Annotated in this window: 25 protein-coding genes; 15 read left to right on the forward strand and 10 right to left on the reverse strand. The window is 61.5% G+C overall.

The features are described from left to right. Window positions 1-71 precede the first annotated feature (71 nt). Together HMPREF9696_RS03170 and HMPREF9696_RS03175 are read left to right on the forward strand one after the other, a co-directional pair. Window positions 72-524, forward strand: a complete 453-nt coding sequence (locus tag HMPREF9696_RS03170) for a DNA polymerase III subunit chi (RefSeq protein ID WP_002711502.1) — start codon at window positions 72-74, stop codon at window positions 522-524. Between the two features lie 243 nt (window positions 525-767). Beyond that, window positions 768-1,307 carry a hypothetical protein gene (locus HMPREF9696_RS03175; protein WP_002711503.1) on the forward strand — a complete coding sequence of 180 codons (540 nt, stop codon included), beginning with the start codon at window positions 768-770 and terminating at the stop codon, window positions 1,305-1,307. A 4-nt stretch (window positions 1,308-1,311) separates the two neighbouring features. On the opposite strand, the gene HMPREF9696_RS03180 is transcribed toward HMPREF9696_RS03175, so the two are convergent. The 4 genes from HMPREF9696_RS03180 to HMPREF9696_RS03195 all read right to left on the reverse strand — a co-directional run bounded on the left by HMPREF9696_RS03180 (window position 1,312) and on the right by HMPREF9696_RS03195 (window position 4,372). After that, on the reverse strand, window positions 1,312-3,180 hold the full coding sequence (locus HMPREF9696_RS03180) for an ABC-F family ATP-binding cassette domain-containing protein (RefSeq protein WP_002711504.1): 1,869 nt from the start codon (window positions 3,178-3,180) through the stop codon (window positions 1,312-1,314). A gap of 110 nt (window positions 3,181-3,290) precedes the next feature. After that, on the reverse strand, window positions 3,291-3,497 hold the full coding sequence (locus HMPREF9696_RS03185; RefSeq protein WP_002711505.1) for a hypothetical protein: 207 nt from the start codon (window positions 3,495-3,497) through the stop codon (window positions 3,291-3,293). A 215-nt stretch (window positions 3,498-3,712) separates the two neighbouring features. Further along, on the reverse strand, window positions 3,713-3,958 hold the full coding sequence (locus tag HMPREF9696_RS03190; protein ID WP_002711506.1) for a hypothetical protein: 246 nt from the start codon (window positions 3,956-3,958) through the stop codon (window positions 3,713-3,715). 153 nt (window positions 3,959-4,111) lie between these two features. After that, window positions 4,112-4,372 (reverse strand): hypothetical protein, encoded by a 261-nt coding sequence (locus HMPREF9696_RS03195; RefSeq protein ID WP_002711507.1) that lies wholly within the window; start codon window positions 4,370-4,372, stop codon window positions 4,112-4,114. A gap of 311 nt (window positions 4,373-4,683) precedes the next feature. Between HMPREF9696_RS03195 and ndk the strand changes: the two genes are divergently transcribed. Continuing rightward, a complete protein-coding gene (gene ndk, locus HMPREF9696_RS03200; protein ID WP_002711508.1) occupies window positions 4,684-5,106 on the forward strand; it encodes a nucleoside-diphosphate kinase in 423 nt (140 codons plus the stop codon). Window positions 5,107-5,144: 38 nt separating this feature from the next. Next, the gene (locus HMPREF9696_RS03205) at window positions 5,145-5,984 is read left to right on the forward strand and encodes a TerC family protein (RefSeq protein ID WP_002711509.1); all 840 of its coding nucleotides are present in this window, start codon (window positions 5,145-5,147) and stop codon (window positions 5,982-5,984) included. Between the two features lie 81 nt (window positions 5,985-6,065). Here HMPREF9696_RS03205 and HMPREF9696_RS03210 read toward each other — a convergent pair whose 3' ends face one another. Then, entirely contained in the window at window positions 6,066-7,151 is a 1,086-nt protein-coding gene (locus tag HMPREF9696_RS03210; RefSeq protein WP_002711510.1) for an autotransporter outer membrane beta-barrel domain-containing protein, read from the reverse strand. 315 nt (window positions 7,152-7,466) lie between these two features. Between HMPREF9696_RS03210 and HMPREF9696_RS03215 the strand changes: the two genes are divergently transcribed. After that, entirely contained in the window at window positions 7,467-7,670 is a 204-nt protein-coding gene (locus HMPREF9696_RS03215) for a cold-shock protein (RefSeq protein ID WP_002711511.1), read from the forward strand. Between the two features lie 157 nt (window positions 7,671-7,827). Here HMPREF9696_RS03215 and HMPREF9696_RS03220 read toward each other — a convergent pair whose 3' ends face one another. Further along, a complete protein-coding gene (locus tag HMPREF9696_RS03220) occupies window positions 7,828-8,682 on the reverse strand; it encodes a LysR family transcriptional regulator (protein WP_002711512.1) in 855 nt (284 codons plus the stop codon). A gap of 111 nt (window positions 8,683-8,793) precedes the next feature. Between HMPREF9696_RS03220 and HMPREF9696_RS03225 the strand changes: the two genes are divergently transcribed. Next, entirely contained in the window at window positions 8,794-9,801 is a 1,008-nt protein-coding gene (locus HMPREF9696_RS03225) for a zinc-dependent alcohol dehydrogenase family protein (protein ID WP_002711513.1), read from the forward strand. On the opposite strand, the gene purN is transcribed toward HMPREF9696_RS03225, so the two are convergent. Then, entirely contained in the window at window positions 9,794-10,447 is a 654-nt protein-coding gene (gene purN / locus HMPREF9696_RS03230) for a phosphoribosylglycinamide formyltransferase (RefSeq protein ID WP_002711514.1), read from the reverse strand. The two genes, HMPREF9696_RS03225 and purN, sit on opposite strands and share 8 nt — an antisense overlap. A gap of 1 nt (window position 10,448) precedes the next feature. Continuing rightward, window positions 10,449-11,522: a phosphoribosylformylglycinamidine cyclo-ligase gene (purM, locus tag HMPREF9696_RS03235; RefSeq protein ID WP_002711515.1), complete on the reverse strand. Its 1,074-nt coding sequence runs from the start codon at window positions 11,520-11,522 to the stop codon at window positions 10,449-10,451. A gap of 176 nt (window positions 11,523-11,698) precedes the next feature. Here purM and HMPREF9696_RS03240 point away from each other — a divergent pair, with 176 nt between their 5' ends. The 6 genes from HMPREF9696_RS03240 to HMPREF9696_RS03265 all read left to right on the forward strand — a co-directional run bounded on the left by HMPREF9696_RS03240 (window position 11,699) and on the right by HMPREF9696_RS03265 (window position 19,433). Beyond that, window positions 11,699-12,247: a CDP-alcohol phosphatidyltransferase family protein gene (locus HMPREF9696_RS03240; protein WP_002711516.1), complete on the forward strand. Its 549-nt coding sequence runs from the start codon at window positions 11,699-11,701 to the stop codon at window positions 12,245-12,247. 42 nt (window positions 12,248-12,289) lie between these two features. Beyond that, window positions 12,290-12,973, forward strand: a complete 684-nt coding sequence (locus HMPREF9696_RS03245; protein WP_002711517.1) for a P-loop NTPase family protein — start codon at window positions 12,290-12,292, stop codon at window positions 12,971-12,973. A gap of 128 nt (window positions 12,974-13,101) precedes the next feature. Further along, the gene (locus HMPREF9696_RS03250; protein ID WP_002711518.1) at window positions 13,102-15,288 is read left to right on the forward strand and encodes an RNA degradosome polyphosphate kinase; all 2,187 of its coding nucleotides are present in this window, start codon (window positions 13,102-13,104) and stop codon (window positions 15,286-15,288) included. Between the two features lie 19 nt (window positions 15,289-15,307). Then, window positions 15,308-16,834: an exopolyphosphatase gene (ppx, locus tag HMPREF9696_RS03255; protein ID WP_040301131.1), complete on the forward strand. Its 1,527-nt coding sequence runs from the start codon at window positions 15,308-15,310 to the stop codon at window positions 16,832-16,834. Window positions 16,835-16,836: 2 nt separating this feature from the next. After that, on the forward strand, window positions 16,837-18,405 hold the full coding sequence (locus HMPREF9696_RS03260; RefSeq protein ID WP_040301781.1) for a hypothetical protein: 1,569 nt from the start codon (window positions 16,837-16,839) through the stop codon (window positions 18,403-18,405). A gap of 92 nt (window positions 18,406-18,497) precedes the next feature. Then, complete coding sequence (locus HMPREF9696_RS03265) at window positions 18,498-19,433, forward strand: glutaminase (RefSeq protein WP_002711521.1); 936 nt, start codon at window positions 18,498-18,500, stop codon at window positions 19,431-19,433. 137 nt (window positions 19,434-19,570) lie between these two features. Here the strand turns inward: HMPREF9696_RS03265 and HMPREF9696_RS21150 are convergent, their stop codons facing one another. Further along, window positions 19,571-19,744: a DUF2735 domain-containing protein gene (locus tag HMPREF9696_RS21150; protein ID WP_002711522.1), complete on the reverse strand. Its 174-nt coding sequence runs from the start codon at window positions 19,742-19,744 to the stop codon at window positions 19,571-19,573. A gap of 450 nt (window positions 19,745-20,194) precedes the next feature. Here HMPREF9696_RS21150 and HMPREF9696_RS03275 point away from each other — a divergent pair, with 450 nt between their 5' ends. From HMPREF9696_RS03275 to alkB, 3 genes are all read left to right on the forward strand, one after another. Further along, window positions 20,195-21,229, forward strand: coding sequence for a glutamine synthetase beta-grasp domain-containing protein (locus tag HMPREF9696_RS03275; protein WP_002711523.1), 1,035 nt, complete (start codon window positions 20,195-20,197; stop codon window positions 21,227-21,229). A 184-nt stretch (window positions 21,230-21,413) separates the two neighbouring features. Beyond that, window positions 21,414-22,154, forward strand: a complete 741-nt coding sequence (locus HMPREF9696_RS03280) for a 2OG-Fe(II) oxygenase (protein ID WP_002711524.1) — start codon at window positions 21,414-21,416, stop codon at window positions 22,152-22,154. Window positions 22,155-22,190: 36 nt separating this feature from the next. Next, window positions 22,191-22,844 carry a DNA oxidative demethylase AlkB gene (gene alkB, locus HMPREF9696_RS03285; protein WP_174309444.1) on the forward strand — a complete coding sequence of 218 codons (654 nt, stop codon included), beginning with the start codon at window positions 22,191-22,193 and terminating at the stop codon, window positions 22,842-22,844. A 107-nt stretch (window positions 22,845-22,951) separates the two neighbouring features. Here the strand turns inward: alkB and rnd are convergent, their stop codons facing one another. Continuing rightward, window positions 22,952-24,100, reverse strand: a complete 1,149-nt coding sequence (rnd, locus tag HMPREF9696_RS03290) for a ribonuclease D (RefSeq protein WP_002711526.1) — start codon at window positions 24,098-24,100, stop codon at window positions 22,952-22,954. Between the last annotated feature and the right edge of the window lie 36 nt (window positions 24,101-24,136).

The following is a 24,136-nucleotide window of genomic DNA, read 5'->3' on the forward strand; positions in this document are numbered from 1 at the left end:
GCAAGAATGGATTGCTTCGTCGCTATCGCTTCTCGCAATGACGAAATCAAACCCGAGGGTCACCATAGGCGATGACCGAAGTGCTGTTTTATCATCTGCAAGACATGACACTTGAAAAAGTGTTGCCGCCGCTGCTTGAGAAATCCCTCGAGCGCGGCTGGCGTGTTGCGGTGCAGACCGGATCGGAGGAGCGCGCGGAGGCGCTCGACGCGCATCTGTGGACCTATCGCGACGATTCGTTTCTGCCGCATGGCACATGGCGCGAAAGCGACGTCGCGAACCAGCCGATCGTCCTCACGGTGGATGACGGCAATCCGAACAACGCCAATGTGAGGTTCATTGTCGATACGGCAGGCCTGCCGAAGGACTGTGCAACCTACGACCGCGTGGTTCTGGTCTTCAATGGCGATGACGATGAAGCCCTGAGTGTTGCGCGGGCGGCTTGGACCGACGGTAAATCCCGCGGGCTCGATCTGACCTACTGGCAGACCGATGAACGCGGCAGATGGCAGAAGCGGGCCTAAGCAATCTGGCTGCGCAATCCGCGGCCGCGTTAAACATTACAGTCTTTTTCGTTGACCTGACCGGCGGTTAGCCACCATGGTGCCGCAAAGGGGTGTTGGAAGGCCGGGCTTGTGCCGTGATAAGGCGCATGTTCCATCAGGGCCGCCGCACGACGCGCAAATGATTGTTTAGGCATTTGCTTTAGTGGTGTCCGGGTTCCGTCATGCGCGTTCAAAGCGCCAGGTTTGTGTGAGAGCGAAGATTTGAGCGTCCAGCGTAAAAGCATCCATGTCCGGCAGTGGGTCGCCCTTCTGATTGTGGCTCCCATGGTCACGGGCTGCGGCGGTGTCGGCGCGCTGTCGGATTTCTCGCTCAAGGATCAGGAGTGGTTCGCGCGGCCAGGCAAGATTTTCAAGGCCGGCAACAGCTCGATCGAAACGCCGCCGCTTAGTCCGACCAAGGAAGTGTCTGCCAACGACCTGATTTCGTCCGACGGTCAGTGCCCTGGCGCGGTCGCGCCGGGTCCCGCGGATGCCAATGCATCGACTGAAGGTCAGATTGTCGCAGCGCCGGTCGCGTTGGGGCACACCGAATGCGATGTGGCGCGCGCAATCGCCGTTGCGCCGGACAGCGTGAATCTGACGAACAACGAGCGTGGTGATCGCGTCGCGCTCGTGACGTGGAAAACCGGACCGCGGCCCGGTGCCTACACCTTTACGTCCGGCCGCCTGACGTCGATTGAACGTGTCGACGTGCCGCCGCCGGAGAAGCCGGCGCGGGGCGCAAAGAAGAAGCGCGCATAGTCTTTCAGCCAGCCGCTTCGTCGTAGGACGAACTTGCTTCCAGCCATTCATCTTCCGCGCGTTGCAACGCTTCAGCCGCGCTTGCGCGCGCCTTGGTCAGTTGCGCGGCCTGCTTCGGGTCGCGCTTGAACAGATCGGGCAGGGCAAGAGCCGCGTCGATCTTTTCGATGATGCCGGTGATCCGCGCGATCTCACTTTCGGCCTGCGCGATCTTCTGCTTCAGCGGGACGCGCTTTTCCTTGGGACGCGGCTGCGGCTTGTCGCGGCCGGCGCTGCGCTCGCTGTTTCCACGGTCGCGCTCCGTGGAGCGCGACGAGAGAACCGATCGCCGATAGTCATCGAGGTCGCCGTCGTAAGGCGTCACGGCGCGGTCCGCCACCACCCAGAGCTGATCGGCGCAGGCCTCGATCAGGTAGCGGTCATGCGAGACCATGATGATCGCGCCGGGAAAATCGTTGATGGCCTCCGCCAGCGCCGCGCGGCTGTCGATGTCGAGATGATTGGTCGGCTCGTCGAGGATAATCATGTTCGGGCCGTAGAAGGTTGCGAGCCCGAGCAGCAGCCGCGCCTTCTCGCCGCCGGAGAGCGAACTGACCTTGGTATCGGCCGCCTTGCCGGAAAATCCGATGGCGCCGGTGCGTGCGCGGACCTTCGTTTCCGTCTCGTTCGGCATCAGCCGCCGCAGATGATCGTAGGCCGAGCCTTCGAGGTCGAGTTCGTCGGTCTGATGCTGCGCGAAGTATCCGACCGATAGATTGGCGGCGCGCACGACCTTGCCGGAAAATGGCGGCAGCTTGCCGGCGAGAAGTTTAACAAGCGTCGATTTGCCGTTGCCGTTGGAGCCGAGCAGGGCGATGCGGTCATCATTGTCGATGCGCAGCGTGACCTTGTTCAGCACGGGCTTTGCGGGATCGTAGCCGACCGACACGCCATCCACCGCGATAATCGGCGGCGAGAGTGTTTTCTCCGGCTCCGGAAATGTGATCTCGCGCACGTCCTGCGTGACAAGCGCGGTGACCGGCTTCATCCGTTCCAGCATTTTCACGCGCGATTGCGCCTGTTTCGCTTTCGAGGCCTTGGCCTTGAAGCGGTCGACGAACGCCTGCAGCCGCTTGCGTTCGTCCATCTGTTTTTTGGCGTGTTTGGCGTCGAGCATTTCGCGCGTCGCGCGCTGCTCCTCGAACGACGAATACGTCCCCTTGTAAAGCGTGAGCTTGCCGCGATCGAGATGCAGGATCTGGTCGACGGATGTATCGAGCAGGTCGCGATCGTGGCTGATGACGATCACCGTGCGGGGATAATTCGCAAGATGATCCTCGAGCCAGAGCGTGCCTTCGAGGTCGAGATAGTTGGTCGGCTCGTCCAGCAGCAGAAGATCGGGCGCTGCAAACAGCGTCGCCGCCAGTGCGACGCGCATGCGCCAGCCGCCGGAGAATTCCGAGCAGGAGCGCAATTGATCGGCAGCGGAAAAGCCGAGGCCCGAGAGAATGGCTGCCGCGCGCGCAGGGGCTGAATGAGCATCGATATCAACGAGGCGCGTCTGGATGTCGGCGATGCGGTGCGGGTCGTGTGCGGTCTCCGCTTCGTGCAGCAGCGCGGCGCGTTCAAGGTCGGCCTTGAGGACAACGTCGATCAGGCTTTCCGGTCCATCTGGCGCTTCCTGCGCGAGACTGCCTACACGCCAGCGCGGTGGAATGGTGATCGAGCCGGATTCAAGCGCCAAATCGCCACGAATGGCGTGAAACAAGGTCGATTTCCCAACACCATTGCGGCCGACAAAGCCGACGCGCGCGCCCGGCACGATCTGCACCGTGCTCTGGTCGATCAGAAGGCGTCCGGCGATGCGGATGGAAATGTCATTGATGGACAGCATGGCGGGCTTTTACGGAACAGCCCGCCGAACGCAACAGCTTTGTCGGGTAAAATCGGGGCAAATCGCGATGGCTTCCGCGCATCCGACTCCCGCTTTGGAGAGAAAGCGCGCTAGTGCGATTTCGCGTCCGGAACGAGCGGCGGTGCGGCTTCGCCATCGAGTTCGGGCAGGCGCGCGATCAATGCGTTCAATCCCTGCGGCAGTTCAGGCGGCTGGCGGTTGAGTGTATCGCGCAGCCGTTCGCCGATGCCCTGACAGACGGCTTCGCTGTGAAGGTGATCGAGATGGACACCGGGAGCATTCAATCGAGTCGCCATGATCAATTCCAATCCGGCTTGTTTCAATTGGCTTCAAGTTTGAATCAATACCACGGGACAATGCGGTGACCGCGGTTTGGGTTCGCGACTTTGCCGGGCATGGTTTGAATCCGGTAAAAATTTAAATGCTTGGGAACCGGGAACCCGAAAGAAGAAAGCCTCCGAACAGTTTCACCTGATCGGAGGCCAAGTCTGTGGGAGGAGCGATGCGTCGCTCAATAGCAGACGTTGACGACCCGATAACGCAGGCCATACCGCGTGGGAACGAGGCGCTTCACGTAGCAGCCGCCATAACCGGGGCCGTAGCCGCCGACATAGAGACCGTAACCGTGGCCCCAGTGGCCGTGATGGTGATGATGCCAGCCGCCTTTCCAGCCCTTGGCCGAAGCCTCGGTGGACATCATTGCGGTGGTGGACAGAGCAGCGACAGCAGCCACTCCAAGAACGAGTTTGCGCAACATGACAAGTCTCCTTCGGTTTGGCGCGGGGCGCCTTGATGTGTCCCTGCATGTCTGTCGATGGGTCCGGGCAAAAGGTTCGATCCGGAAGGGGTGCGACAAAAAGACCAGCCGCCTGTGGGCGGCTGGTCCGGGATGTGGGATCGGTTGTCCGGGTCAGTAGCAGCGGTTCACCAGCCGGTAGCGATAGCCCCACGGCGTCGGAACCAGACGCTTCACATAGCAGCCGCCATAACCGCCGCCGAAATAGACCGGGCCGCCGATGAAGCGCGGCCCGCCCCAGCCGCGATGGAAGCCGCCGCCGTGCCAGCCGCCATGTCCGCCGTGCCAGCCATGAGCGGAAGCGGCGGACGGACTGAACGCAGCGGCGCCAAGAGCCACGGTCGCGGCGCATGCAAGAATGAGTTTGCGCAACATGATAATCTCCTCGTGCTCGAGGCCGGTTGGGTTGACTGATCGAAGCCTCGTTGTTCTCAAGACTAGGCCTTTGATCCTGAACTTCGCCGGGACGAGCCGGTTAGCCCCGGTTCATGTCGATGGCAGGGGCGGGTCCGTCTCGCGATGCGGGAAATTTCTGCGCAGGTCTTGGCAGCGCCGCGCAGCAGAGGTATCGGGGGCAGGATGCCGCTCATCCCGGGCGGGCTGCTGGTATACCAGCTTGCCGTTGCATCACCGCGCCGTTATAAGCGCGGCAAATCATCCAACAGACATGCTTTGAGGACAGTACCATGGCGATTGAGCGCACCTTTTCGATCATCAAGCCGGACGCGACCGCGCGCAATCTCACCGGCGCCGTCAACGCGATCATCGAGAAGGCCGGACTTCGCATCGTCGCGCAGAAGCGCATCCTGATGACCCGTGCGCAGGCCGAAACGTTCTACGCCGTGCACAAGGCGCGCCCGTTCTTCGGCGAACTGGTTGACTTCATGATCTCGGGTCCGGTTGTGGTTCAGGTCCTCGAAGGCGAGGGCGCGATCCTGAAGTACCGCGACGTGATGGGCGCGACCGATCCGTCGAAGGCCGCCGAGGGCACCATCCGCAAGGCACACGCCAAGTCGATCGGCGAAAACTCGGTGCATGGTTCCGATGCGCCGGAAACCGCCGTGATCGAGATCGCGCAGTTCTTCGCAGGCAACGAAATCGTCGGCTGATCAACAGCCGGGACTAAAATGGTCGGGGGGCCACACTCGTGAACTGGATTGCGCAGATTTTCGATCCCGCCACAATCGGCGGTCTCATCACTCAGTTCGAGAATGAGATTCAGCATCCCCAGTTCTGGGTCGCCCTGACCAAGATCATCTGGATCAACGTGCTGTTGTCGGGCGACAACGCGCTGGTGATCGCGCTGGCGTGTCGCGGGCTTCAGCCCAAGCAGCGCGTCTGGGGCATGATCCTCGGTGCGGGCGTCGCGGTGTTCCTGCGCATCATCTTCACCTTCATCGTCGTCACATTGATGACGGTGCCGTTCCTCAAGCTCGTCGGTGGCCTTGCGCTGCTGTTTATCGCGGCAAAGCTCCTCGTTCCCGAGAAGGAAGACGAGGATGGCGTGCAGGCCGCCGCCCATCTCTGGGCCGCGGTTCGCATCGTCGCCGTCGCCGACATCATCATGAGCCTCGACAACGTGATAGCGGTCGCCGCGGCCGCCAACGGCAGTGCCATCCTTCTGATCCTCGGCCTTGCGATCAGCATTCCGATGATTGTCGCCGGTGCGGCGCTGATCATGGCGCTGCTCGACCGCGTTCCGGCGCTGGTCTGGCTCGGTGCGGCCTTGCTCGGCTGGATCGCCGGCGAGGTGATTGCCACCGACCCTGCCGTTGCGCCGTGGCTGCACCGCGTGCTCGACGGTCATATCGCGCTCGATGTCGACACGACCTCGGCGATGTTCGGCTTCGCCAAGCATCTCAAGTTCAATGGCGAGATTGGCGAACTGACACTCGCGGTGCTCGGCGTGATCGTGGTGCTGGTGGTCGGCTCGATCTGGCGCAGACGCGCGCTGCGTGAGCAGCACGAGGCACCGGCAACGGCGTAACACTGCGATTGAACATCCAACAAAGCAAAACGTCCCGGTGAAAGCCGGGACGTTTTTCGTTTGGGGCATTTGGTTCCGAGTTCACCACTTCAGCTCGACGCCGACGGTGCCTTGATGGGACTCGAAGCCGCTGCGGTAGCGGCCGTCGTAGTTCGCATAGAGCCTTGCCGTATTGCTCAATATCCACGACACGGCAGCGCCGGCGTCGGCACCGTTGCGGCTCTCGCGAACACCCGCGACGCTAATCGCGTTGTTGCCGAGGTTGACCTGCACCGCGCCTATGTTCTGGACGAAGTTGTCGACGAACTTGCCGTAGGCCGAGACGTCGATGGCCTGCTGGCCGATGATCCAGTAGTGGCCGACTTCGGCGCCGGCCAGCACACGGGCGCGCTCGCCATGTCCGTCCGCGACCGTGACTGGGTTGAAGCCGCCGGTTTCAGCGAAGGCGTCGGTGCGTGCCGAGACATATTCGAGCGCGACCTTGGGCACGATCCGGGTCTGGCCGAATGAATAGGTGTAGTTCAACTCGCCCAGCACGCCGTCGACGCTGCCGCGATAGTTGGCGACTGCGCCGCCAAGCGCTGTGGTCCGGATCGAGTTGATGTGGGCGAAGCCGTGAACCGCGGCCATCGCCATCGTCCAGGGTCCGGTGGAGTAGGAGGCATTGACCCCGAGCTGGGTCATGCCGAGCGTCGCGGTCTGCAGCGCAAGCGGCACGTCGATCCAGGTGTTGCTCTGATCGACCGAGAAGCCGACGTTCAGGCCGGGCGCGAGCGTCGCGCCGATGCCGCCGACAATCCCGAGCGTTCCCCGCTTGTCGCCAACGAAAGTTCCCTGCGCCGCGGTGCGGGCACGGGTACCGTAGGTTTCAGCCCAGGTCCGGTAAAGCGGTTCAGCCGTGCTTTGCGATGCGCCGCCGCCACCCGAATTGTCACGCGCCGCGTATCCATAGGTGGCTTCGCGTCCCATGCGCTGCAGGAAGCTGCTGCCGATGTCGAACTGGGAGGCATTGACCGACAACTGGGAGGCATTGTCGGTTGGATTTGGAAATACCGGCACGAACTGCGCGCGCGCGGTAGAGGTTCCGCACAGGATGGCAAAGCCGGCCACCACAGCGCACAGCGCCGTGTCTCGGTTCAGGCTCGCACGCGGCGGGGAAATTCTCATCAAGCGGAACTCAAAAGGACTTGCGGCTAAAGGTATCCGGCGATTTGCTCCGAATCCGGCGCTTGCGTCAACGCAGGCCCAGGTCCCGAGGGTCATTCCAGCAGCCTGTGGTGCTCGCGCAACAGGCCGCTTGTGGCCTCGCGCCGTCTTGCTAAGGCGAAATTTTCATGTTGGGATTGGCACAGCAATCGGATTTGGGCCATTCGGCTGTGCAATTGGACGACTTTATATCCTGCAAGACATTTGAAGCCCGCTGGCGGCGTGGCACGCGATGAGCGTGGCCGCGTCTTTTTGTATTTGAAGAGGAGACAGGCGTTGGCAAAAGGTACGGTCAAGTGGTTCAACCCGACCAAGGGCTATGGGTTCATCAAACCGGCGGTCGGTGACAAGGATGTGTTCGTGCACATCTCGGCGGTGGAGCGGGCAGGGCTTTCGACCCTCAACGAAAACCAGACGATCGAATACGAACTGGTGGAAAATCGTGGAAAGTCCTCGGCGGAGAACCTGAAGGTTTCCTGATTTCCGGCATTTGGAAATGCAAAACCCCGGCAGCCTGTGCGCCGGGGTTTTTGTTTGCGCGAGCGGTTCTGAATTCTCTAGTCCTCTGACTGTACAGCCTGCGACGTGGCGGACACTGTCGAGAACGTCATCTGACGCGCGTGATGCCAAAAACGCGTTAGTTGGCCAGCCGCTCAATCACAAGATCAACCAGCACGCGGAGGCGGTTAAGCCTCTTTAGATCGCGATGGTAGCCGAGGTATGTCTCCCTGTTCGGCGGATTTTCACCAAGATCAATACGCTCCACCGCTGCGATCGCGTCGCCGAGAGGTCTTGGTAATATTGCAAGACCTGCGCCCGATGCGCACATCCTCGCCTGAACGTCGCGGTTGTTACTCCGCGACACAATATGGGCCTTGGGCAGAATGCGCTTGAGCCACACTGCATCAGGCATGCCACCGAACGCCGTATCCATGGTGATGAGCGGCGTATCCTGGCCATTGCCCGCTTGCGGCTCGAAGCCGCTATCTGTCTTGCGATATACTCCATACGCGATGCTCATCAATCGGCGTGAGATCACCTCCGGTTCGTCGAAAGGCTTTATCCGGAAGACGACATCTGCTTCGCGGCGCGGAAGGCTATAGAAGCGTGCATCGGTCAGCAGTTCAGTAATGACGCGAGGGTTCTGCGCCGCAAATTCTGCAAGAACCGGAGCGAGCAGGTGTGATCCAAACCAGTCGGATGAAGAAATCCGAAGCAGGCCTTCGAGCTGCTGATCCTTACCGCCGATTTGACGCTCCAAAGCGAAAGCATTTTCTTCCATCCGCTCCGCGTGCGTGAAAACGACCGTGCCTTCGTCCGTCAGGACGAAGCCGTCACCCGTTCGCTGGAAGAGGGTTTGCCCCAGTGATTGCTCAAGTGCGCGGAGCCGGCGTCCCATGGTTGGCTGACTTTGCCCAAGCTGCTTGGCCGCAGCACCGAGCGAGCCTTCACGCGCAATCATCAGAAAGATCCGCAGATCGCTCCATTCCATAGAGACTGATCCATTCATTTTTGAATGGACAGAGTACATTATCTTTCAAAGCCAAACAATATTGTTTGAGATATTCAACAGACAACAGAGGTGCCACAAGAGAAAAAAGCAATGACTCGCCCAGGTATGATGAGAGCCGTGATCGCCGAAAGCGCGGGAGGGCAACCGAAGGTCGTAACAATCAATCGTCCCGAGCCCGCGCGCGGCGAAGTCCTGGTTCGGATTAAGGTAAGTGCAGTCAATCCGCTCGATCTCAAAATTCGTGCAGGGCAGGCCGCGCACGCGCGCCAATCCTTGCCGGCCGTCCTCGGAATAGATCTCGCAGGAGTCATCGAGAAGGTTGGCGAAGGAGTGACCGCCTTTAGGCCGGGCGACGAGGTCTACGGGATGACAGGCGGCGTCGGAGGAATACAGGGCTCGCTGGCTGAATACGCCGCAGTTGATGCCAGATTGGTCGCGGTTAAGCCCGCAAATCTCAGCATGCGCGAGGCTGCTGCCTTGCCCCTCGGTTTCATCACCGCCTGGGAAGGCTTGATGGATCGAGCAGCAATTCGAGCAGGTCAGAAGGTGTTAGTTCACGGCGGTGCGGGCGGGGTGGGACATCTCGCAATTCAGATTGCAACCGCTCAGGGTGCGGAGGTTTTTGCGACTGGATCGGCTGCGAGCGCCAAGGTCATTGCGCGGTTCGGTGCAACGCCGATTGATTATCGGACATCGTCGGTTGAAAGCTATCTGGCCGAGCATACCGGTGGCGATGGCTTTGACGTGGTCTTCGACACGGTCGGCGGTAAGACGCTCGATGCATCATTCACTGCGGTTCGCCATTTTGGTCACGTGGTGAGTGCGCTTGGTTGGGGTACGCATGCGCTTGCACCCCTCTCATTCCGGGCTGCGACTTATTCGGGGATCTTCACTCTGTTGCCTTTACTGACTGGAGAAGGCCGAGCTCATCACGGCGCCATAATGGGGGAAGCGACCAAACTGGCCGAAGCCGGCAAGTTGGTGCCCCTGATAGACGCTCGACGTTTCGGTTTGTCGGAAGTGAGTGCAGCACATGAGGCTGTGCGCAACGGTGATGCAGCCGGCAAGGTCGTGATTGATATCGCGGAGGTCAGCTAATCGACGGAGATATCAATGTTGCATCAGGGCTCGTACTTGCAATCTTGCACAAGCCGCTATCAAGCCGAGTTTGCCCGCTCGCTACCAGGCGCAATGAGTCCGGGTAAATGCGATGCTCGACACCGAGCACCCGGGCCCCAAGGGAGTCCGGCGTATCGTCATCGTGCACGGCGACCGCGCCCTGCATGATGATGGGCCCGGAGTCCATTTCAGGCACGACGAAATGAACCGTGGCGCCGTGAATCTTCACGCCGTCGGCAAGCGCGCGTTCGTGGGTGTGCAGGCCCTTGTAGGACGGCAGCAGCGCGGGATGGATGTTCAGCATCCGGCCGTCCCATTGCCGGACGAACCACGGTGTCAGCAGGCGAAGGAAACCGGCGAGACAGACCAGTTCAATGTCATGGGCGACAAGGATGTCATTCAGCTTGCGCTCGAAGGATTCGCGGTCCTTGCCGAACGGTTTGCTTTCGATGGTCTCGGTCTTGATTCCGGCGGCGCCGGCTTTTGCCAATCCGCCCGCACCCGCGATGTTGGAAATCACCAGCGCGATCTGCGCCGGATAGTCCTGCGCCGCCGCGGCCTCGATCAGCGCGGTCATGTTGGAGCCGCGCCCGGAGATCAGAATGGCGACACGGCGTTTTGCCATCTCAATCCGCCAGATTGAGGTGACCGGTATAGATCACACGCTCATCGCCGGACGCTTCGACGACTTCGCCGAGATCAACGACGGCCTCGCCATTCTGCGCGAACACATCCATCACCTCGACAAGCTGATCGCGCTTGACGATGGCGATCATGCCGATGCCGCAGTTGAACGTGCGCAGCAGTTCAAGTTCGGCGATGTTGCCCTCAGCCGCCAGCCACTTGAACACCGGCAGCACCGGAACGGCGTTCAGGTCGATCCGCACACCGAGATGTTTCGGCAATACGCGCGGAATGTTGTCGGTGAAGCCGCCGCCGGTGATGTGGGCGAGGCCCTTGACCGCGCCGGTCTGGCGGATCGCGGCGAGGCAGGATTTCACATAGAGCTTGGTCGGCGCCAGCAGCGCGCCGCCGAGCGTCATCACCGGTGCGAAAGGTGCGGGTGCGTCGAACGCGACGCCGGACTTCTCGACCACCTTGCGGACCAGTGAGAAGCCGTTGGAATGGACGCCCGAGGAGGCGAGGCCGATCACGGCGTCGCCGGGGCCGATATCCTTGTGCGGCAGCAGCGTCCCGCGCTCTGCGGCACCAACCGCGAAGCCCGCGAGATCGTAGTCGCCGTCCTTGTACAGACCGGGCATCTCGGCGGTTTCGCCGCCGATCAGCGCGCAGCCGGATTCCCGGCAGCCTTCGGCCACGCCGGCCACGATCGAGGCAGTGGCTTCGGGATCGAGCTTGCCGCAGGCAAAATAGTCGAGAAAGAACAGCGGTTCCGCGCCCTGAACCACAAGGTCGTTGACCGACATGGCGACGAGGTCGATGCCGATACCGCTGTGGATGCCGGTGTCGATGGCGATCTTGACCTTGGTGCCGACGCCGTCGGTGGCCGCAACAAGGACCGGATCCTTGAATCCGGCCGCCTTGAGGTCGAACAGTCCGCCAAATCCGCCGATTTCGGCGTCAGCGCCCGCGCGGGCCGTGGCTCGGACCATGGGCTTGATGAGGTCCACCAACCGGTTTCCGGCGTCGATATCGACGCCCGCGGATGAATAGGTCAGGCCGGATTTCTGATCGTTCATACCAAGGATTCCGTGAGTTAGGCGGTGGTTACGTCGGATTTTGCGCCGGCGCAATGGCTGCCGGACGCCCTTGTGCATAGCTATGAGAACGGGCTCCCTCACAGGGAGCCGTGACCCCATGTCCTTTGCAAGACCGGAGGGGCTCGCTAAAAAGACAAGGAGCCGGGAAACGTCGCGTGAATCTGCCGAACATCATTACCCTTGCCCGCATCCTGCTGGTGCCGGTCATCGTCTGGGCGATTGCGTCCAACCAGATGGCGATTGCGTTCTTTATCTTCGTCACAGCGGGGGTTAGCGACGCCATCGACGGGTTTCTGGCCAAGCGGTTCAACATGACCACCGAGATCGGGGCGTTGCTCGATCCGGTGGCCGACAAGGCGCTGCTGGTTTCGATCTATGTCACCCTTGGCATCTCGGGCGACATTCCGCGCTGGCTGGTGATCCTGGTGGTGTCGCGAGATTTCATGATCGTCGGTGCTGTGATTGTCTCATGGCTGCTGGACAACCCGGTTCCGATGAAGCCGCTGATGGTGTCGAAGCTCAACACGGTGGCGCAGGTGTCGTTTGCCGCGCTGATTTTGGCCTCGCTCGGTTTCGGTTTCAGCACAGCGCCTTACGAGATCGCGTTGATGTTGTGTGTGACGGTCTTGACGCTGCTTTCGGTGTCCTTCTATCTCGTGGAGTGGGCGCGGCACATGAGTGCGGGCGCGCCACCTTCATCTTGATGCGGCCGGTTGGCTGTTTGTTGCGCAAGTCGGAGTAGCCGCGTGGTCGTTCGCGTCCATCCCCGTCAGTTGGCCCTCGCGTTGCCGCACGCCGAAAGCCTGACGCGCGACAATTTTCTGGATGGTGCCGCCAACGCACAGGCTCTGGCGCTGATCGACGGATGGCCGGATTGGCCCAACCGCGTGATGATGCTGGCCGGGCCGGAAGGCAGCGGCAAAAGCCATCTCGCGACGATCTGGGCCACGGAGGCCGGCGCGCGATCGGTTGCGGCTCACGCCCTCACATCGGCCAATGTGCCGGGTGAACTCGCGACCGGCGCGCTGGTGGTGGACGACCTAGATCCGGCATCGTTCGACGAGCGGGCGCTGTTTCATCTCCTTAATCTGGCGCGCGAGGATGGAGCTTATATCCTGCTGACCGGACGTGTCTCGCCGTCGTCCTTCGACGTGACATTGCACGATCTGCGGTCGCGGCTGCGGGCGGTACCGGTGATCGCGCTGACGCCGCCGGACGACCAGTTGTTTCGTGCCCTGATCGTCAAATTCTGCGCCGACCGGCAAATGTCCGTGGACGAGAGCCTCGTCAGCTATCTGGCGACCCGGATCGAGCGGTCCTTCGCGGCCGCCCGCCGGTCTGTCGAGCAGATCGACGAGGAGGCGCTGCGGCGCGGGCGCCCGGTGACCCGCGCGCTTGCGGCCGAGGTCCTGAAAGATCCTGCGGCCTGACCGCGCAGGGTCTTGGTCGTTAACCGCTGTTGGCTCATCATGTCATTGAACCGTCATGAGACTGGCACATTGTCTCGGCGCAACGGACGTAAGGTCCGGCCTGATGACATGGTATAAGGTTATTCTTCATGGATGCCGCGCAAGCTGTTGTAAAAAAAGAAGAAAACATTGAGGTGGCGAACGCGCCATCAATCGGCGAAAGCCCCGAGCGCTTCATCAACCGCGAATTGTCGTGGCTTCATTTCAACCGCCGGGTGCTGGAGGAGTCGGTCAATCCGCACCATCCGGCGCTGGAGCGGGTCCGGTTCCTCTCGATTTCCGCCAATAACCTTGATGAGTTCTTCATGGTCCGCGTGGCGGGCCTCAAGGCGCAGGTGCGCGAAGGCATTACCGAGCGCAGTCCGGATGGTTCGACACCCGCAGAACAGCTCGCCAAGATCAACGAGACGGTCTCGAAGCTCGCCAGCGACCAGCAGGCGATCTGGCGTGACCTTCGCAGCATGCTGGCAGAGGTCGGCATCGTCTTGGTCGACGGCAAGGATGTCACCAAGGCCGAAGCCGCCTGGATCGAGGATCATTTCCTTCACAACATCTTCCCGCTGCTGACGCCGCTGGCCATCGACCCGGCGCATCCATTCCCGTTCATTCCGAGCCTCGGCTTCACCATCGCGCTGCATCTGGCGCGGGTCTCCGACGGCAAGGCGATGAACGCGCTGATCCGCATGCCGGGCAAGATCGACCGTTTCATCCGCATGCCCGCGGGCAAGGACGGCTCGGTGCGCCTGATCACGCTTGAACAGGCCACCAGCCTGTTCATCGGGCGCTTGTTTCCCGGCTACACCGTGAAGGGGCAGGGCGCGTTCCGCATCATCCGCGACTCTGAACTGGAAATCGAGGAAGAGGCCGAAGACCTCGTCCGTCTGTTCGAGTCCGCGCTGAAGCGCCGCCGCCGCGGGTCGGTGATCCGCCTCGAAATCGAGGCGACCATGCCGGACGAACTGCGCGCCTTCGTGCAGCGTGCACTCTCGACACCGGATGACGATGTGCTGATCGTCGATGGCGTGCTCGCCATGAACGAGTTGTCGCAACTGACGCGGCTGGATCGTCCCGATCTCGAATTCACGCCCTATGTGCCGCGTCATCCGGAGCGGGTGCGCGATCATGGCGGCGACATCTTCGCCGCGATCCGCCAGAAGGACCTGATTGTCCATCATCCCTATGAGTCGTTTGACGTGGTGGTGCAGTTCCTGCAACAGGCCGCGCGCGATCCTGATGTGGTTGCGATCAAGCAGACGCTGTACCGCACCTCGCGGGATTCACCGATCGTCCGCACGCTCGCGGAAGCTGCCGAGGCCGGAAAGTCGGTGACGGCGCTGGTCGAACTGAAGGCACGGTTCGACGAGGAAGCCAATATCCGCTGGGCGCGCGATCTCGAGCGCGCGGGCGTGCAGGTGGTCTACGGTTTTCTCGAACTGAAAACCCACGCCAAACTGTCACTGGTGGTTCGCCGCGAAGGCGCGGGCCTCACCACCTATGTCCACGCCGGCACCGGCAACTATCATCCGGTCACAGCGCGCATCTACACCGACCTGTCTTACTTTACGTCGGACCCGGTGATCGCGCGCGATGCCGCGCGTGTGTTCAATTATATCACCGGTTATGCCGAGCCGCGCGACATCGAAAAGATGGGCGTGTCGCCGCTGACGCTGCGCAAGCGGATGCTTGAACATATTCATGCCGAGAGCAATCACGCGCGCCACGGCAAACCCGGCGCGATCTGGCTGAAGATGAATTCGCTGGTCGATCCCGAGATCATCGACGCGCTCTACGAAGCCTCACAGGCCGGCGTTTCGATTGATCTGGTGATCCGCGGAATCTGCTGCCTGCGTCCGGGCGTTCCAGGGCTGTCGGAGAATATCCGGGTCAAGTCGATCATCGGCCGGTTCCTCGAACACGGGCGAATCTACTGTTTTGGCATGGGTCACGGCCTGCCGAGCGCGAAAGCCGCTGTGTATATCTCGTCGGCGGACATGATGCCTCGCAACCTCGACCGCCGTGTTGAGGTATTGTGTCCATTGCAGAATCCCACGGTTCATCAGCAGGTTCTCGAACAGATCATGGTCGCGAACCTGAAAGACAACGAGCAGAGCTGGCAGTTGTTGCCCGATGGGTCGTCAACGCGTATGAAGGCCGCGAAGGGCGAGGAGCCTTTCAACGTGCACAATTACTTCATGACGAATCCGAGTCTGTCTGGCCGTGGAAAGTCACTTAAAGAATCTTCGCCACGCCGTCTTACGCGCCGTTCGGAGCGTTAGTGGCACGAAGACCGTATCCGTGACCCCGGCTCCTGCGCGCGAGCATCACCGCCCGCGCAAGACCTCCAAGACTGTCGCCGTCATCGACATCGGATCGAACTCGGTGCGCCTTGTCGTCTATGAGGACAAGACGCGCAATCTGGCGCCGATCTTCAACGAGAAGACGTTGTGCGGTCTCGGCCGCGAAGTTCAGTCCACCGGACTGCTCGCCGCCGATGCGGTGGAGAAGGCGCTGGCCGCGCTGCGGCGGTTCAAGGCGCTGTGCAAGGTGATGAAGGTCGGTGAGGTTCACGCGATCGCCACCGCGGCCTGCCGCGACGCGAGCAACGGCCCGGACTTCATCACAAAAGCCGAGCGCATCTGCGGATGCACGATCGAAATTCTATCCGGCGCGCGCGAGGCGCGGCTGTCGGCGCTCGGCGTTGCATCGGGTGTGTACAAGCCCGACGGCATTGTAGGTGACCTCGGCGGCGGTTCTCTGGAATTGATTGACGTGCGCGGCCACCGGCTGCGTTCGGGAACGACGCTCCCGCTCGGCGGGCTGGCGCTGCAGGATGCTTCGCAGAAGTCGCTGAAGAAAGCGGAGCGGATCGTCGCCGATCAGTTGAATGATCTTCCCCAGCTCAAGGCGGGGCGCGGACGGACGTTCTATGCGGTCGGCGGAACATGGCGCGCTCTGGCGCGCATTCATATCATCCAGAGCGGCTATCCGCTGCGGGTCATGCACGGCTACACCATTCCGGCGGCAGAAGCGCTGGACTTCGTCAAGCGCCTGCGCCGGCTTGCGGCGAGCAACACACTCGCCGACATCGAGACGGTCGCCGATGCGCGCCGCCCGCTGCTGACCTATGCTGCGCTTGTGCTCGAATACATCATCCGCGTCGCGAAGCCGAAGACCATCATGTTTTCGACCTACGGTGTGCGTGAAGGCCTGATGTACGAAATGCTCTCCGAGAAAGAGCAGCACAAGGATGGGCTCATCGCCACCGCGCAGACGCTGAACGAATTGCGATCGCGCTCACCGCGCCACGCTGACGATCTGATCGTGTGGACCGACAAGCTGTTCCGTGTCGCGGGCCTGCGCGAGACCGATGACGAAAAGCGGCTGCGCCATGTGGCGTGCTGGCTGTCGGACGCGGGCTGGCGCGCGCATCCGGATCATCGCGGCGAGCAGGCGCTCGATCTCATCAGCAATGGCAATTTCGGTTCCGTGACCCATCAGGGCAGGGCTTTCCTGGCGCTGGCGATCTATTACCGGTACGCGGGATTGAACGCGGAAAACGAGGCGCCTGAATCCGTTCGTGCGCTGATCACGCCAGCGATGGTGGACCGCGCACGGCTGATCGGCGCGACATTCCGCGTCGCCTTCATGATCTCGGCCGCACAGCGCGGCGTACTCTCGCACACGCATTTCCGCAATCAGGGCCGCAAGCTCCTGCTGGTGTTCGACAAGCGCGCATCTGATCTGGCTGCGGATCGCGTCATCAACCGCTACAAGCAACTGGTGCGCCTGATCGGGCGTACCGGGGCCATTGTGAAGCCGTAGCGATGCAATCGTCTGCTGATCGCTCTGGCAGGCCAAATCCCGATCCGATGTGGTTTCTTGCGGTGATGGGCCTTGCTGCAGGCCTTGCCGTTCCTTTCTTCCTGATCGACCTTCCGCCGGTGCTGGACTATCCCAATCATCTGGCGCGCTATGTTATGCTGGCACATCCGGACGATCCCGTCCTGTCGCAGATGTACACGCCACGCTGGGGCATCCTGCCGAATATCGGCATGGATGCATTGGCCGCCGTCCTGCTGAAATTTTCCAGTCCCCATACCGGCGGCCGCTTGCTGCTGGCGCTTAGTCTGTTTGCGCCGGTGGTCGGCGTGGTTGCCTATAGCCGCGTGGCTTTCGGCCGTTTCACATACTGGCCGCTCGCCTCAGGGCTGGTGGCATGGAACGCCGTATTTTTTCTTGGCTTCATGAATTTTCTGCTGTCGGCAGGGCTGGCCTTTGGCGCGGCCGCGCTGTGGATCGCGCTGGATCGACAGGGCAGGCGGTGGCTTGCAACATTCTTGGTCGCGATTGCTGTGGCCGTGATTTTCTTCAGTCATATCTTCGGCGTGTTGCTCACCGCGTTGCTGATCGGCTCATACGAACTGTCGCGTCTTGTCGCGTTGTGGAAAGACGGAAAGCTGACGGCCGGAACATTTGCGCGAACCGTTCTGTTGGTCGCGATGATACTCGCGCCAGCGCTGGCGCTTTATCTGGTCTCGCCGCTGTCAGGCGATGCGACGCCCGGGACGTGGAACGGCTGGCAGAAGGCGCTTGTGATATTTGCGCCATTCACTGTCTACAGCACGACGCTGACCGTCACGACCGGCGTCGTGGTCTTTGCCGTTCTGGTGCTGGTCTGGCGGCAGGTGGTTTTTGCGCAGGGGATTCCGCTGGCGCTTGTCGCGCTGGGGGGCGTGTTTCTTGTGGCGCCATCGACGATCAAGGGAGGCACCTTCGTCGAGGCGCGGCTGTCGCTGATGTTCATGCTCATGATCTTTGCGGGAATACTCCCAAGGCTTACATCGCGTCAGGCTCTCGCTGTGGGCACCGTTGTCGTGGCACTGATCGCTGTCCGGACCGTCCACGTCGCCGCAGCGTGGGTGGATCATCGGCAGGATCTCGCGGCTGTGCGAGCGGCCATCGCCGAGGTAAAGCCCGGTTCGCGCGTGCTGGTGGCGCGCGGTCATCCCGGACATGAAGTCGCTGGCGTCGTGCCGCAGGAGCGTGCCCTGCCGGGCATGTACCGGCTGGATGGTCATCTCGGCGCGCTGCTCCTGATCGAGAGGCGTGCGTTTTGGCCGCTGATGTTCGCGGACCCGGCGCAACAGCCGATGACCGTGAAGCCGCCTTACGACCGCATCGCGCATCCGCTCGGCGAGCCGGTCGACTGGCCGCTGCTGCATCAGGATCGCTTCTCTGCGGCCGATCTTGCGCTGGCGCGATATCTGCCGGACTGGCGCGGCAACTTCGATGATGTCCTGCTGATTGATCCGCCAACGCCTTTGCAGCCGCCGCCCGGTTTGTCGCCGGTGGCCGCAAACAGTTATGCCGTGCTTTATCGAATCCAGCCGTGACGTTGAGCTATGGCGTTGAAGGTGGCGATTGGCACGTTTGTCGCATAAATTCCGTTGCCGATATCGGGACAGATGAACCGAACTGGAATGAAATGAGCAATGCCACCTTAAATCGCGTCGTGAAGGAAATCGCCGACGAGATGATGGAACGAAAGGACCGCGGAGAGGTCGCGACCTATATTTCGGAACTGGCCGGGGTCGATGTCAATTCATTCGGCCTCGTGGTTGTCGACTCCAGCGGGCATGTCGCGGCAGGCGGCGACGCGGACGCCACATTTTCGATCCAGAGCATCTCAAAGGTGTTCACGCTGACGCTGGCACTTGGCATGATCGGCGACAAGCTGTGGCAGCGGGTGGGGCGCGAACCGTCTGGCAGTCCGTTCAACTCCATCGTTCAGCTCGAGCGCGAGCGCGGCATTCCGCGCAATCCGTTCATTAATGCCGGCGCGATTGCCGTCACCGACGCCATTCTGTCCGGCCATCAGCCGCGCGAGACGCTCGGCGAAATTCTCCGCTTCATGCAGTTTTTGTCGGGCGATCCCTCGATCAAGATCGACGAGGCTGTCGCGGCCTCTGAGCAGCGCACCGGCTTTCGCAACATCGCGCTGGCGAACTACATGAAGTCGTTCGGTGTCATCGAAAACCCGGTGGAGCTGACGCTCGGCGTGTACTTTCATCAATGTGCCATCGCGATGTCATGCCGCCAGCTTGCTTTGGCGGCGCGGTTTCTGGCGCATTCGGGGCGCAATCCGTCCACCGGCTTCCTGGTGGTGCCGGCGGAGCGGGCGCGGCGCATCAACGCCGTGATGCTGACTTGCGGCCATTACGACGGGTCGGGTGAATTCGCTTATCGGGTCGGCCTGCCGGGAAAGAGCGGGGTCGGGGGCGGCATTCTTGCCATTGCGCCGGGCAAGGCGTCGATCGCGGTCTGGTCGCCAGGGCTGGATGCCAACGGCAATTCGCGGCTTGGGCGCGATGCGCTGGAAATCCTCAGCAAGCGGATGGGGTGGTCGATTTTCGGCTCATGACGGATGGGCCGTCTTCAAAGCAAAAGGGCCGAAGCGCTGTGCTTCGACCCTTTATTTGAACCTGGCCAGGCAGGTTGTGATGCCATCAGCCATCACCGGGCGGTCTGGCCACCCGGGCGTCGTACAGGCGGGCGACATCAGTGTTCGGTGGCCCGCTTGGCGTCTTCGATCGCGGCTTCATGGTACCAGCCGGCCCCGGAGACGGCGTAGTCGAACATCGGCTTGGCGGGCTCGGCCCGGGTTAGGCCCGAGCGGCCGCCGACCGGGAATTGGTAGATTTTGGCCGTCGGCTGGGTCGAATTAGGTGTCATTCCAGTCTCCTCTCGTTGGGCGCGTCTGCGCGTCGAGATAATGTAAGAGGAACGCACGTCTTTTGCGCGGTTTGCCCTATAAAAAGCAGGCGTTTGCATACAATTTGCGCATCCGCGATCCTGCGCCTTCTCTCAGCATGCGCTCAAACCGTTAACGCACTTCCACAGGTGGGGTTTCCGCGCCCCACGGTCGAAAACCGCCTCGCTGCCAAACAAGGCAGACATTGAAATTGATGCGAAAATACGCACGCACCTGCGAGAGGCCCGCGAATCGCCTTGGCGGAACCGTCGTGGTCCGTCCGGCGCGGAGGCTGAGGCGGCCGTCCCGCAGTGATGGCCAGTTGGCACGTTAAATGCTTATTAACGGACGCAGCCGTTTGCGGCCGGTCCTCCCGGCGGCTAAATCGGCCGGGAATTTAGCAACGCATCGTTCACTCACGAGAGATCGAAATGACCAAGTACAAGCTCGAGTACATCTGGCTCGACGGATACACACCGACCCCCAGCCTTCGTGGCAAGACGCAGATCAAGGAATTCGACGCATTTCCGACGCTCGAACAGCTCCCGCTCTGGGGCTTTGACGGAAGCTCGACCCAGCAGGCCGAAGGCCACAGCTCGGATTGCGTGCTGAAGCCGGTCGCGGTGTATCCGGATGCCGCGCGTGTCAACGGCGCTCTGGTGATGTGCGAAGTCATGATGCCCGATGGCAAGACCCCGCATTCTTCCAACAAGCGCGCGACCATCCTCGATGACGCCGGCGCCTGGTTCGGCTTCGAGCAGGAATACTTCTTCTACAAGGACGGCCGTCCGCTCGGCTTCCCGACGGAAGGCTATCCGGCTCCGCAGGGCCCGTACTACACCGGCGTCGGTTATAAGAACGTCGGCTCGGTCGCTCGCGAAATCGTCGAGGAGCATCTCAACCTCTGTCTCGCCGCCGGCATCAACCACGAAGGCATCAACGCCGAAGTGGCCAAGGGCCAGTGGGAGTTCCAGATTTTCGGCAAGGGCTCCAAGAAGGCCGCTGACGAAATGTGGATCGCGCGCTACCTGCTTCTTCGTTTGACCGAGAAGTACGGCATCGACATCGAATTCCACTGCAAGCCGCTCGGCGATACCGACTGGAACGGCTCGGGCATGCACGCCAACTTCTCGACCGAGTACATGCGCACGGTCGGCGGCAAGGACTATTTCGAAGCCCTGATGAAGCAGTTCGACAAGAACCTGATGGATCACATCGCGGTTTACGGTCCGGACAACGACAAGCGCCTGACCGGCAAGCACGAGACGGCGCCGTGGAACAAGTTCTCCTACGGCGTTGCGGATCGCGGCGCGTCGATCCGCGTCCCGCACTCCTTCGTCAACAACGATTACAAGGGCTATCTGGAAGACCGCCGTCCGAACTCGCAGGGCGACCCCTACCAGATCGCTTCGCAGATCCTGAAGACGATCTCGGAAGTTCCGACCTCGAAGAAGGCTGCGGCCTGATACCTCGCGGCCGGGTTCTCCGGCCTGGCCGCGAGTTCTCCTCTCCACAACCAGGACTTGGGCTCTCGCCGGACGGAAGCATCAGCTTCCGTCCGGTTTTGTTTTGCGGATTCGTCAAACGGAAATCGGGTGGAGCGCGTATCGCGGCTGATCTTTAGTCCGGCTCATCACACAGGAGCCGATCATGGTCGCCGCAGCAAAAGCGAAAACTTCAACAATGACCGAGCCGCCGCGCATCGCGGCGCAGGATTGGTCAGGTGTTGCCACGCATCTCGACGGCAACGGCTGGGCCGTGCTGAACGGATTACTCTCCGCCGGCGAGTGCCGCGCGCTCGCGAATATTTACGGCGAGACGGATGTCTTCCGCAGCCACATCATCATGGGGCGGCATGGCTTTGGGCGAGGCGAGTACAAATACTTTTCCTATCCGCTCCCGGATATCATCGCAGAACTGCGCACGGCGCTCTATCCGCGGCTGGCGCCGATTGCCAATCGCTGGAACGAGGCGATGGCAATAGAGGTTCGCTATCCCGCCGAACACGCCGATTTCATCAAGCGCTGCCACAAGGCGGGGCAGACGCGGCCGACGCCGCTGCTTCTTCAGTACGGTGCGGGCGATTACAACTGCCTGCATCAGGATATTTATGGCGAGCACGTGTTCCCGCTGCAGGTCGCGATTCTGCTATCGCAACCGGAGCAGGATTTCACCGGCGGCGAGTTCGTGCTGACCGAGCAGCGTCCCCGGATGCAGTCGCGCGCAGCAGTGGTGCCGCTGAAGCAGGGCGACGCGGTGGTATTCGCGGTTCATCATAGGCCCGTAAAGGGCACGCGCGGAACCTATCGCGTCAATCTTCGTCATGGCGTCAGCCAGTTGCGCTCGGGTCACCGGCACACCGTCGGCATCATTTTCCATGATGCGAAGTGAGGCGGTCCCGGCGTAAGGTCTCTCAAGCCGGGAATCATGCCGATGGATTTGTTCGACAGCATTGTCGAGAGCGAACAACGCGACGTGCAGCTCGCGCCTGGTGCGATGCTGCTTGCAGGTTTCGCACGGCCGCTTGAAGCGGCGCTGATCGAAGCCGTAGCGGCAATCATCGCGCGTGCGCCGTTCCGTCATCTGGTCACGCCCGGCGGTCACCGCATGTCGGTGGCGATGACCAATTGCGGACGGGTGGGGTGGGTCAGCGACCGCACCGGCTATCGCTACGATACGAACGATCCCGACAGCGGACTGCCGTGGCCGTCCATGCCCGAGACATTTGCCGATCTGGCGTTGCGCGCCGCGGACGGGGCGGGCTTTGCGGATTTCCGCCCCGACGCCTGCCTGATCAATCGCTATGAGCCTGGCGCGAAACTGTCGCTGCATCAGGACAAGGACGAACTGGACTTCAACGCGCCGATCGTATCGGTATCGCTGGGTTTGCCGGCGACATTTCTGTTCGGCGGACTGAACCGCAATGACAAGACAACGCGTTACAGGCTTGCGCACGGCGATGTTGTGGTTTGGGGCGGTTCGGCGCGGCTGGCCTATCATGGCGTGATGCCGCTGGCGGACGGCGAGCATCCGCTGCTCGGTAATCAGCGCATCAATCTGACTTTCAGAAAAACGCGGTGACGAATGTTGCACGTATCATTGCAAGCAGGTTTAGCGACGAAGCAATCCGTTTTTGCCTGATAAAAGACGAATGGATTGCTTTGCTTCGCGCGCAATGACGGGCAGATTCAGTCCCGATCGACCCGCACCACACGGCCCTTGTCGATAGCCAGCGCGAGGCGGCCTTTCTTCAAAGCCAGCGCGGCTTCGCCGAAAAGTTCGCGGCGCCAGCCATGGAGCGCGGCGACGTCGGCATTGTCATCCAGAGCGATCTGTTCGAGATCGTCCACAGTTGCGATAACCTTGCTGGCGACGGCATGCCGTTCGGAGGTCATGCGCAGCAGGACTTTCAGCAGTTCAACCGTCGCGCCGCCATTGGCATTGCCGCGTGATTTGTCGAGCTTTGGCAGCTTGGTCAGATCGCGCGCGATGCCGCGCTTGACGGCAGCAATGATGTCCTGCCCCCATTTGGATTTGTCGAAACCCTTCGGCAGCGAGCGCAGGTTGGCGAGACGCTCCAGCGAGGTTGGCGCGTGGGTCGCGATATCGCCGATGGCGTCGTCTTTCAGCACGCGCGAGCGGGGGACGTCGCGGCTCTGCGCTTCCTGTTCGCGCCAGGCGGCGACTTCCATCAGAACCGCGAGATCCTTCGGCTTGCGGACGCGGGTCTTGAGGCGTTCCCATGCGCGCTCGGGATGGACGTCATAGGTTTTGGGCGAGGTGAGGATTTCCATTTCCTCGCTGACCCATTCGCTGCGGCCGCGCTTCTTGAGGTCGGCGTCGAGCGCTGCAAACACATCGCGCAAATGGGTGACGTCCGCGACCGCATAGGTGATCTGGTCCTGCGTCAGCGGACGATTCGACCAGTCGGTGAAACGATGTGTTTTATCGGGACGGTGACCGGTGATGCGCTCGACCAACTGGTCGTAGGCGATGCTGTCGCCATAGCCGAGCACCATGGCGGCAACCTGGGTATCGAACACCGGATGCGGAATGATCCCGGCGCGATGAAAGATGATCTCGATGTCCTGCCGCGCGGCGTGGAACACCTTCAGCACGCTCTCGTTGGCCATCAGGTCGAAAAACGGTTTCAGGTCGATGCCGTCGGCGAGCGCGTCGATCACGACAGCTTCATCCGCGCTGGCCATTTGCACGACACAGAGCAGCGGATAGTAGGTGGTTTCGCGCAAAAACTCGGTATCGACGGTGATGACGCGGTGTTTGGCGAGGCGATTGCAGACGGAGGCGAGTTCGTCAGTGGTGGTGATCATTTCCATGCAGGGGGTTATGAACGCCTTGGGCGGAATTTTCCA

This window comes from Afipia clevelandensis ATCC 49720 (assembly GCF_000336555.1).
GTDB classification, from domain to species: domain Bacteria; phylum Pseudomonadota; class Alphaproteobacteria; order Rhizobiales; family Xanthobacteraceae; genus Afipia; species Afipia clevelandensis.

What these genes read in the sequence shown, in the direction of transcription:
- HMPREF9696_RS03225 (WP_002711513.1), top strand. Translation starts at nt 8,794, where the DNA reads ATGACTCGCCCAGGTATGATGAGAGCCGTGATCGCCGAAAGCGCGGGA.
- HMPREF9696_RS21150 (WP_002711522.1), bottom strand. Translation starts at nt 19,744, where the DNA reads ATGACACCTAATTCGACCCAGCCGACGGCCAAAATCTACCAATTCCCG.
- HMPREF9696_RS03180 (WP_002711504.1), bottom strand. Translation starts at nt 3,180, where the DNA reads ATGCTGTCCATCAATGACATTTCCATCCGCATCGCCGGACGCCTTCTG.
- ndk (WP_002711508.1), top strand. Translation starts at nt 4,684, where the DNA reads ATGGCGATTGAGCGCACCTTTTCGATCATCAAGCCGGACGCGACCGCG.
- HMPREF9696_RS03190 (WP_002711506.1), bottom strand. Translation starts at nt 3,958, where the DNA reads ATGTTGCGCAAACTCGTTCTTGGAGTGGCTGCTGTCGCTGCTCTGTCC.
- HMPREF9696_RS03220 (WP_002711512.1), bottom strand. Translation starts at nt 8,682, where the DNA reads ATGGAATGGAGCGATCTGCGGATCTTTCTGATGATTGCGCGTGAAGGC.
- HMPREF9696_RS03185 (WP_002711505.1), bottom strand. Translation starts at nt 3,497, where the DNA reads ATGGCGACTCGATTGAATGCTCCCGGTGTCCATCTCGATCACCTTCAC.
- HMPREF9696_RS03265 (WP_002711521.1), top strand. Translation starts at nt 18,498, where the DNA reads ATGAGCAATGCCACCTTAAATCGCGTCGTGAAGGAAATCGCCGACGAG.
- purM (WP_002711515.1), bottom strand. Translation starts at nt 11,522, where the DNA reads ATGAACGATCAGAAATCCGGCCTGACCTATTCATCCGCGGGCGTCGAT.
- HMPREF9696_RS03195 (WP_002711507.1), bottom strand. Translation starts at nt 4,372, where the DNA reads ATGTTGCGCAAACTCATTCTTGCATGCGCCGCGACCGTGGCTCTTGGC.
- HMPREF9696_RS03280 (WP_002711524.1), top strand. Translation starts at nt 21,414, where the DNA reads ATGGTCGCCGCAGCAAAAGCGAAAACTTCAACAATGACCGAGCCGCCG.
- HMPREF9696_RS03260 (WP_040301781.1), top strand. Translation starts at nt 16,837, where the DNA reads ATGCAATCGTCTGCTGATCGCTCTGGCAGGCCAAATCCCGATCCGATG.
- HMPREF9696_RS03170 (WP_002711502.1), top strand. Translation starts at nt 72, where the DNA reads ATGACCGAAGTGCTGTTTTATCATCTGCAAGACATGACACTTGAAAAA.
- HMPREF9696_RS03275 (WP_002711523.1), top strand. Translation starts at nt 20,195, where the DNA reads ATGACCAAGTACAAGCTCGAGTACATCTGGCTCGACGGATACACACCG.
- HMPREF9696_RS03250 (WP_002711518.1), top strand. Translation starts at nt 13,102, where the DNA reads ATGGATGCCGCGCAAGCTGTTGTAAAAAAAGAAGAAAACATTGAGGTG.
- rnd (WP_002711526.1), bottom strand. Translation starts at nt 24,100, where the DNA reads ATGGAAATGATCACCACCACTGACGAACTCGCCTCCGTCTGCAATCGC.
- alkB (WP_174309444.1), top strand. Translation starts at nt 22,191, where the DNA reads ATGCCGATGGATTTGTTCGACAGCATTGTCGAGAGCGAACAACGCGAC.
- purN (WP_002711514.1), bottom strand. Translation starts at nt 10,447, where the DNA reads ATGGCAAAACGCCGTGTCGCCATTCTGATCTCCGGGCGCGGCTCCAAC.
- HMPREF9696_RS03210 (WP_002711510.1), bottom strand. Translation starts at nt 7,151, where the DNA reads ATGAGAATTTCCCCGCCGCGTGCGAGCCTGAACCGAGACACGGCGCTG.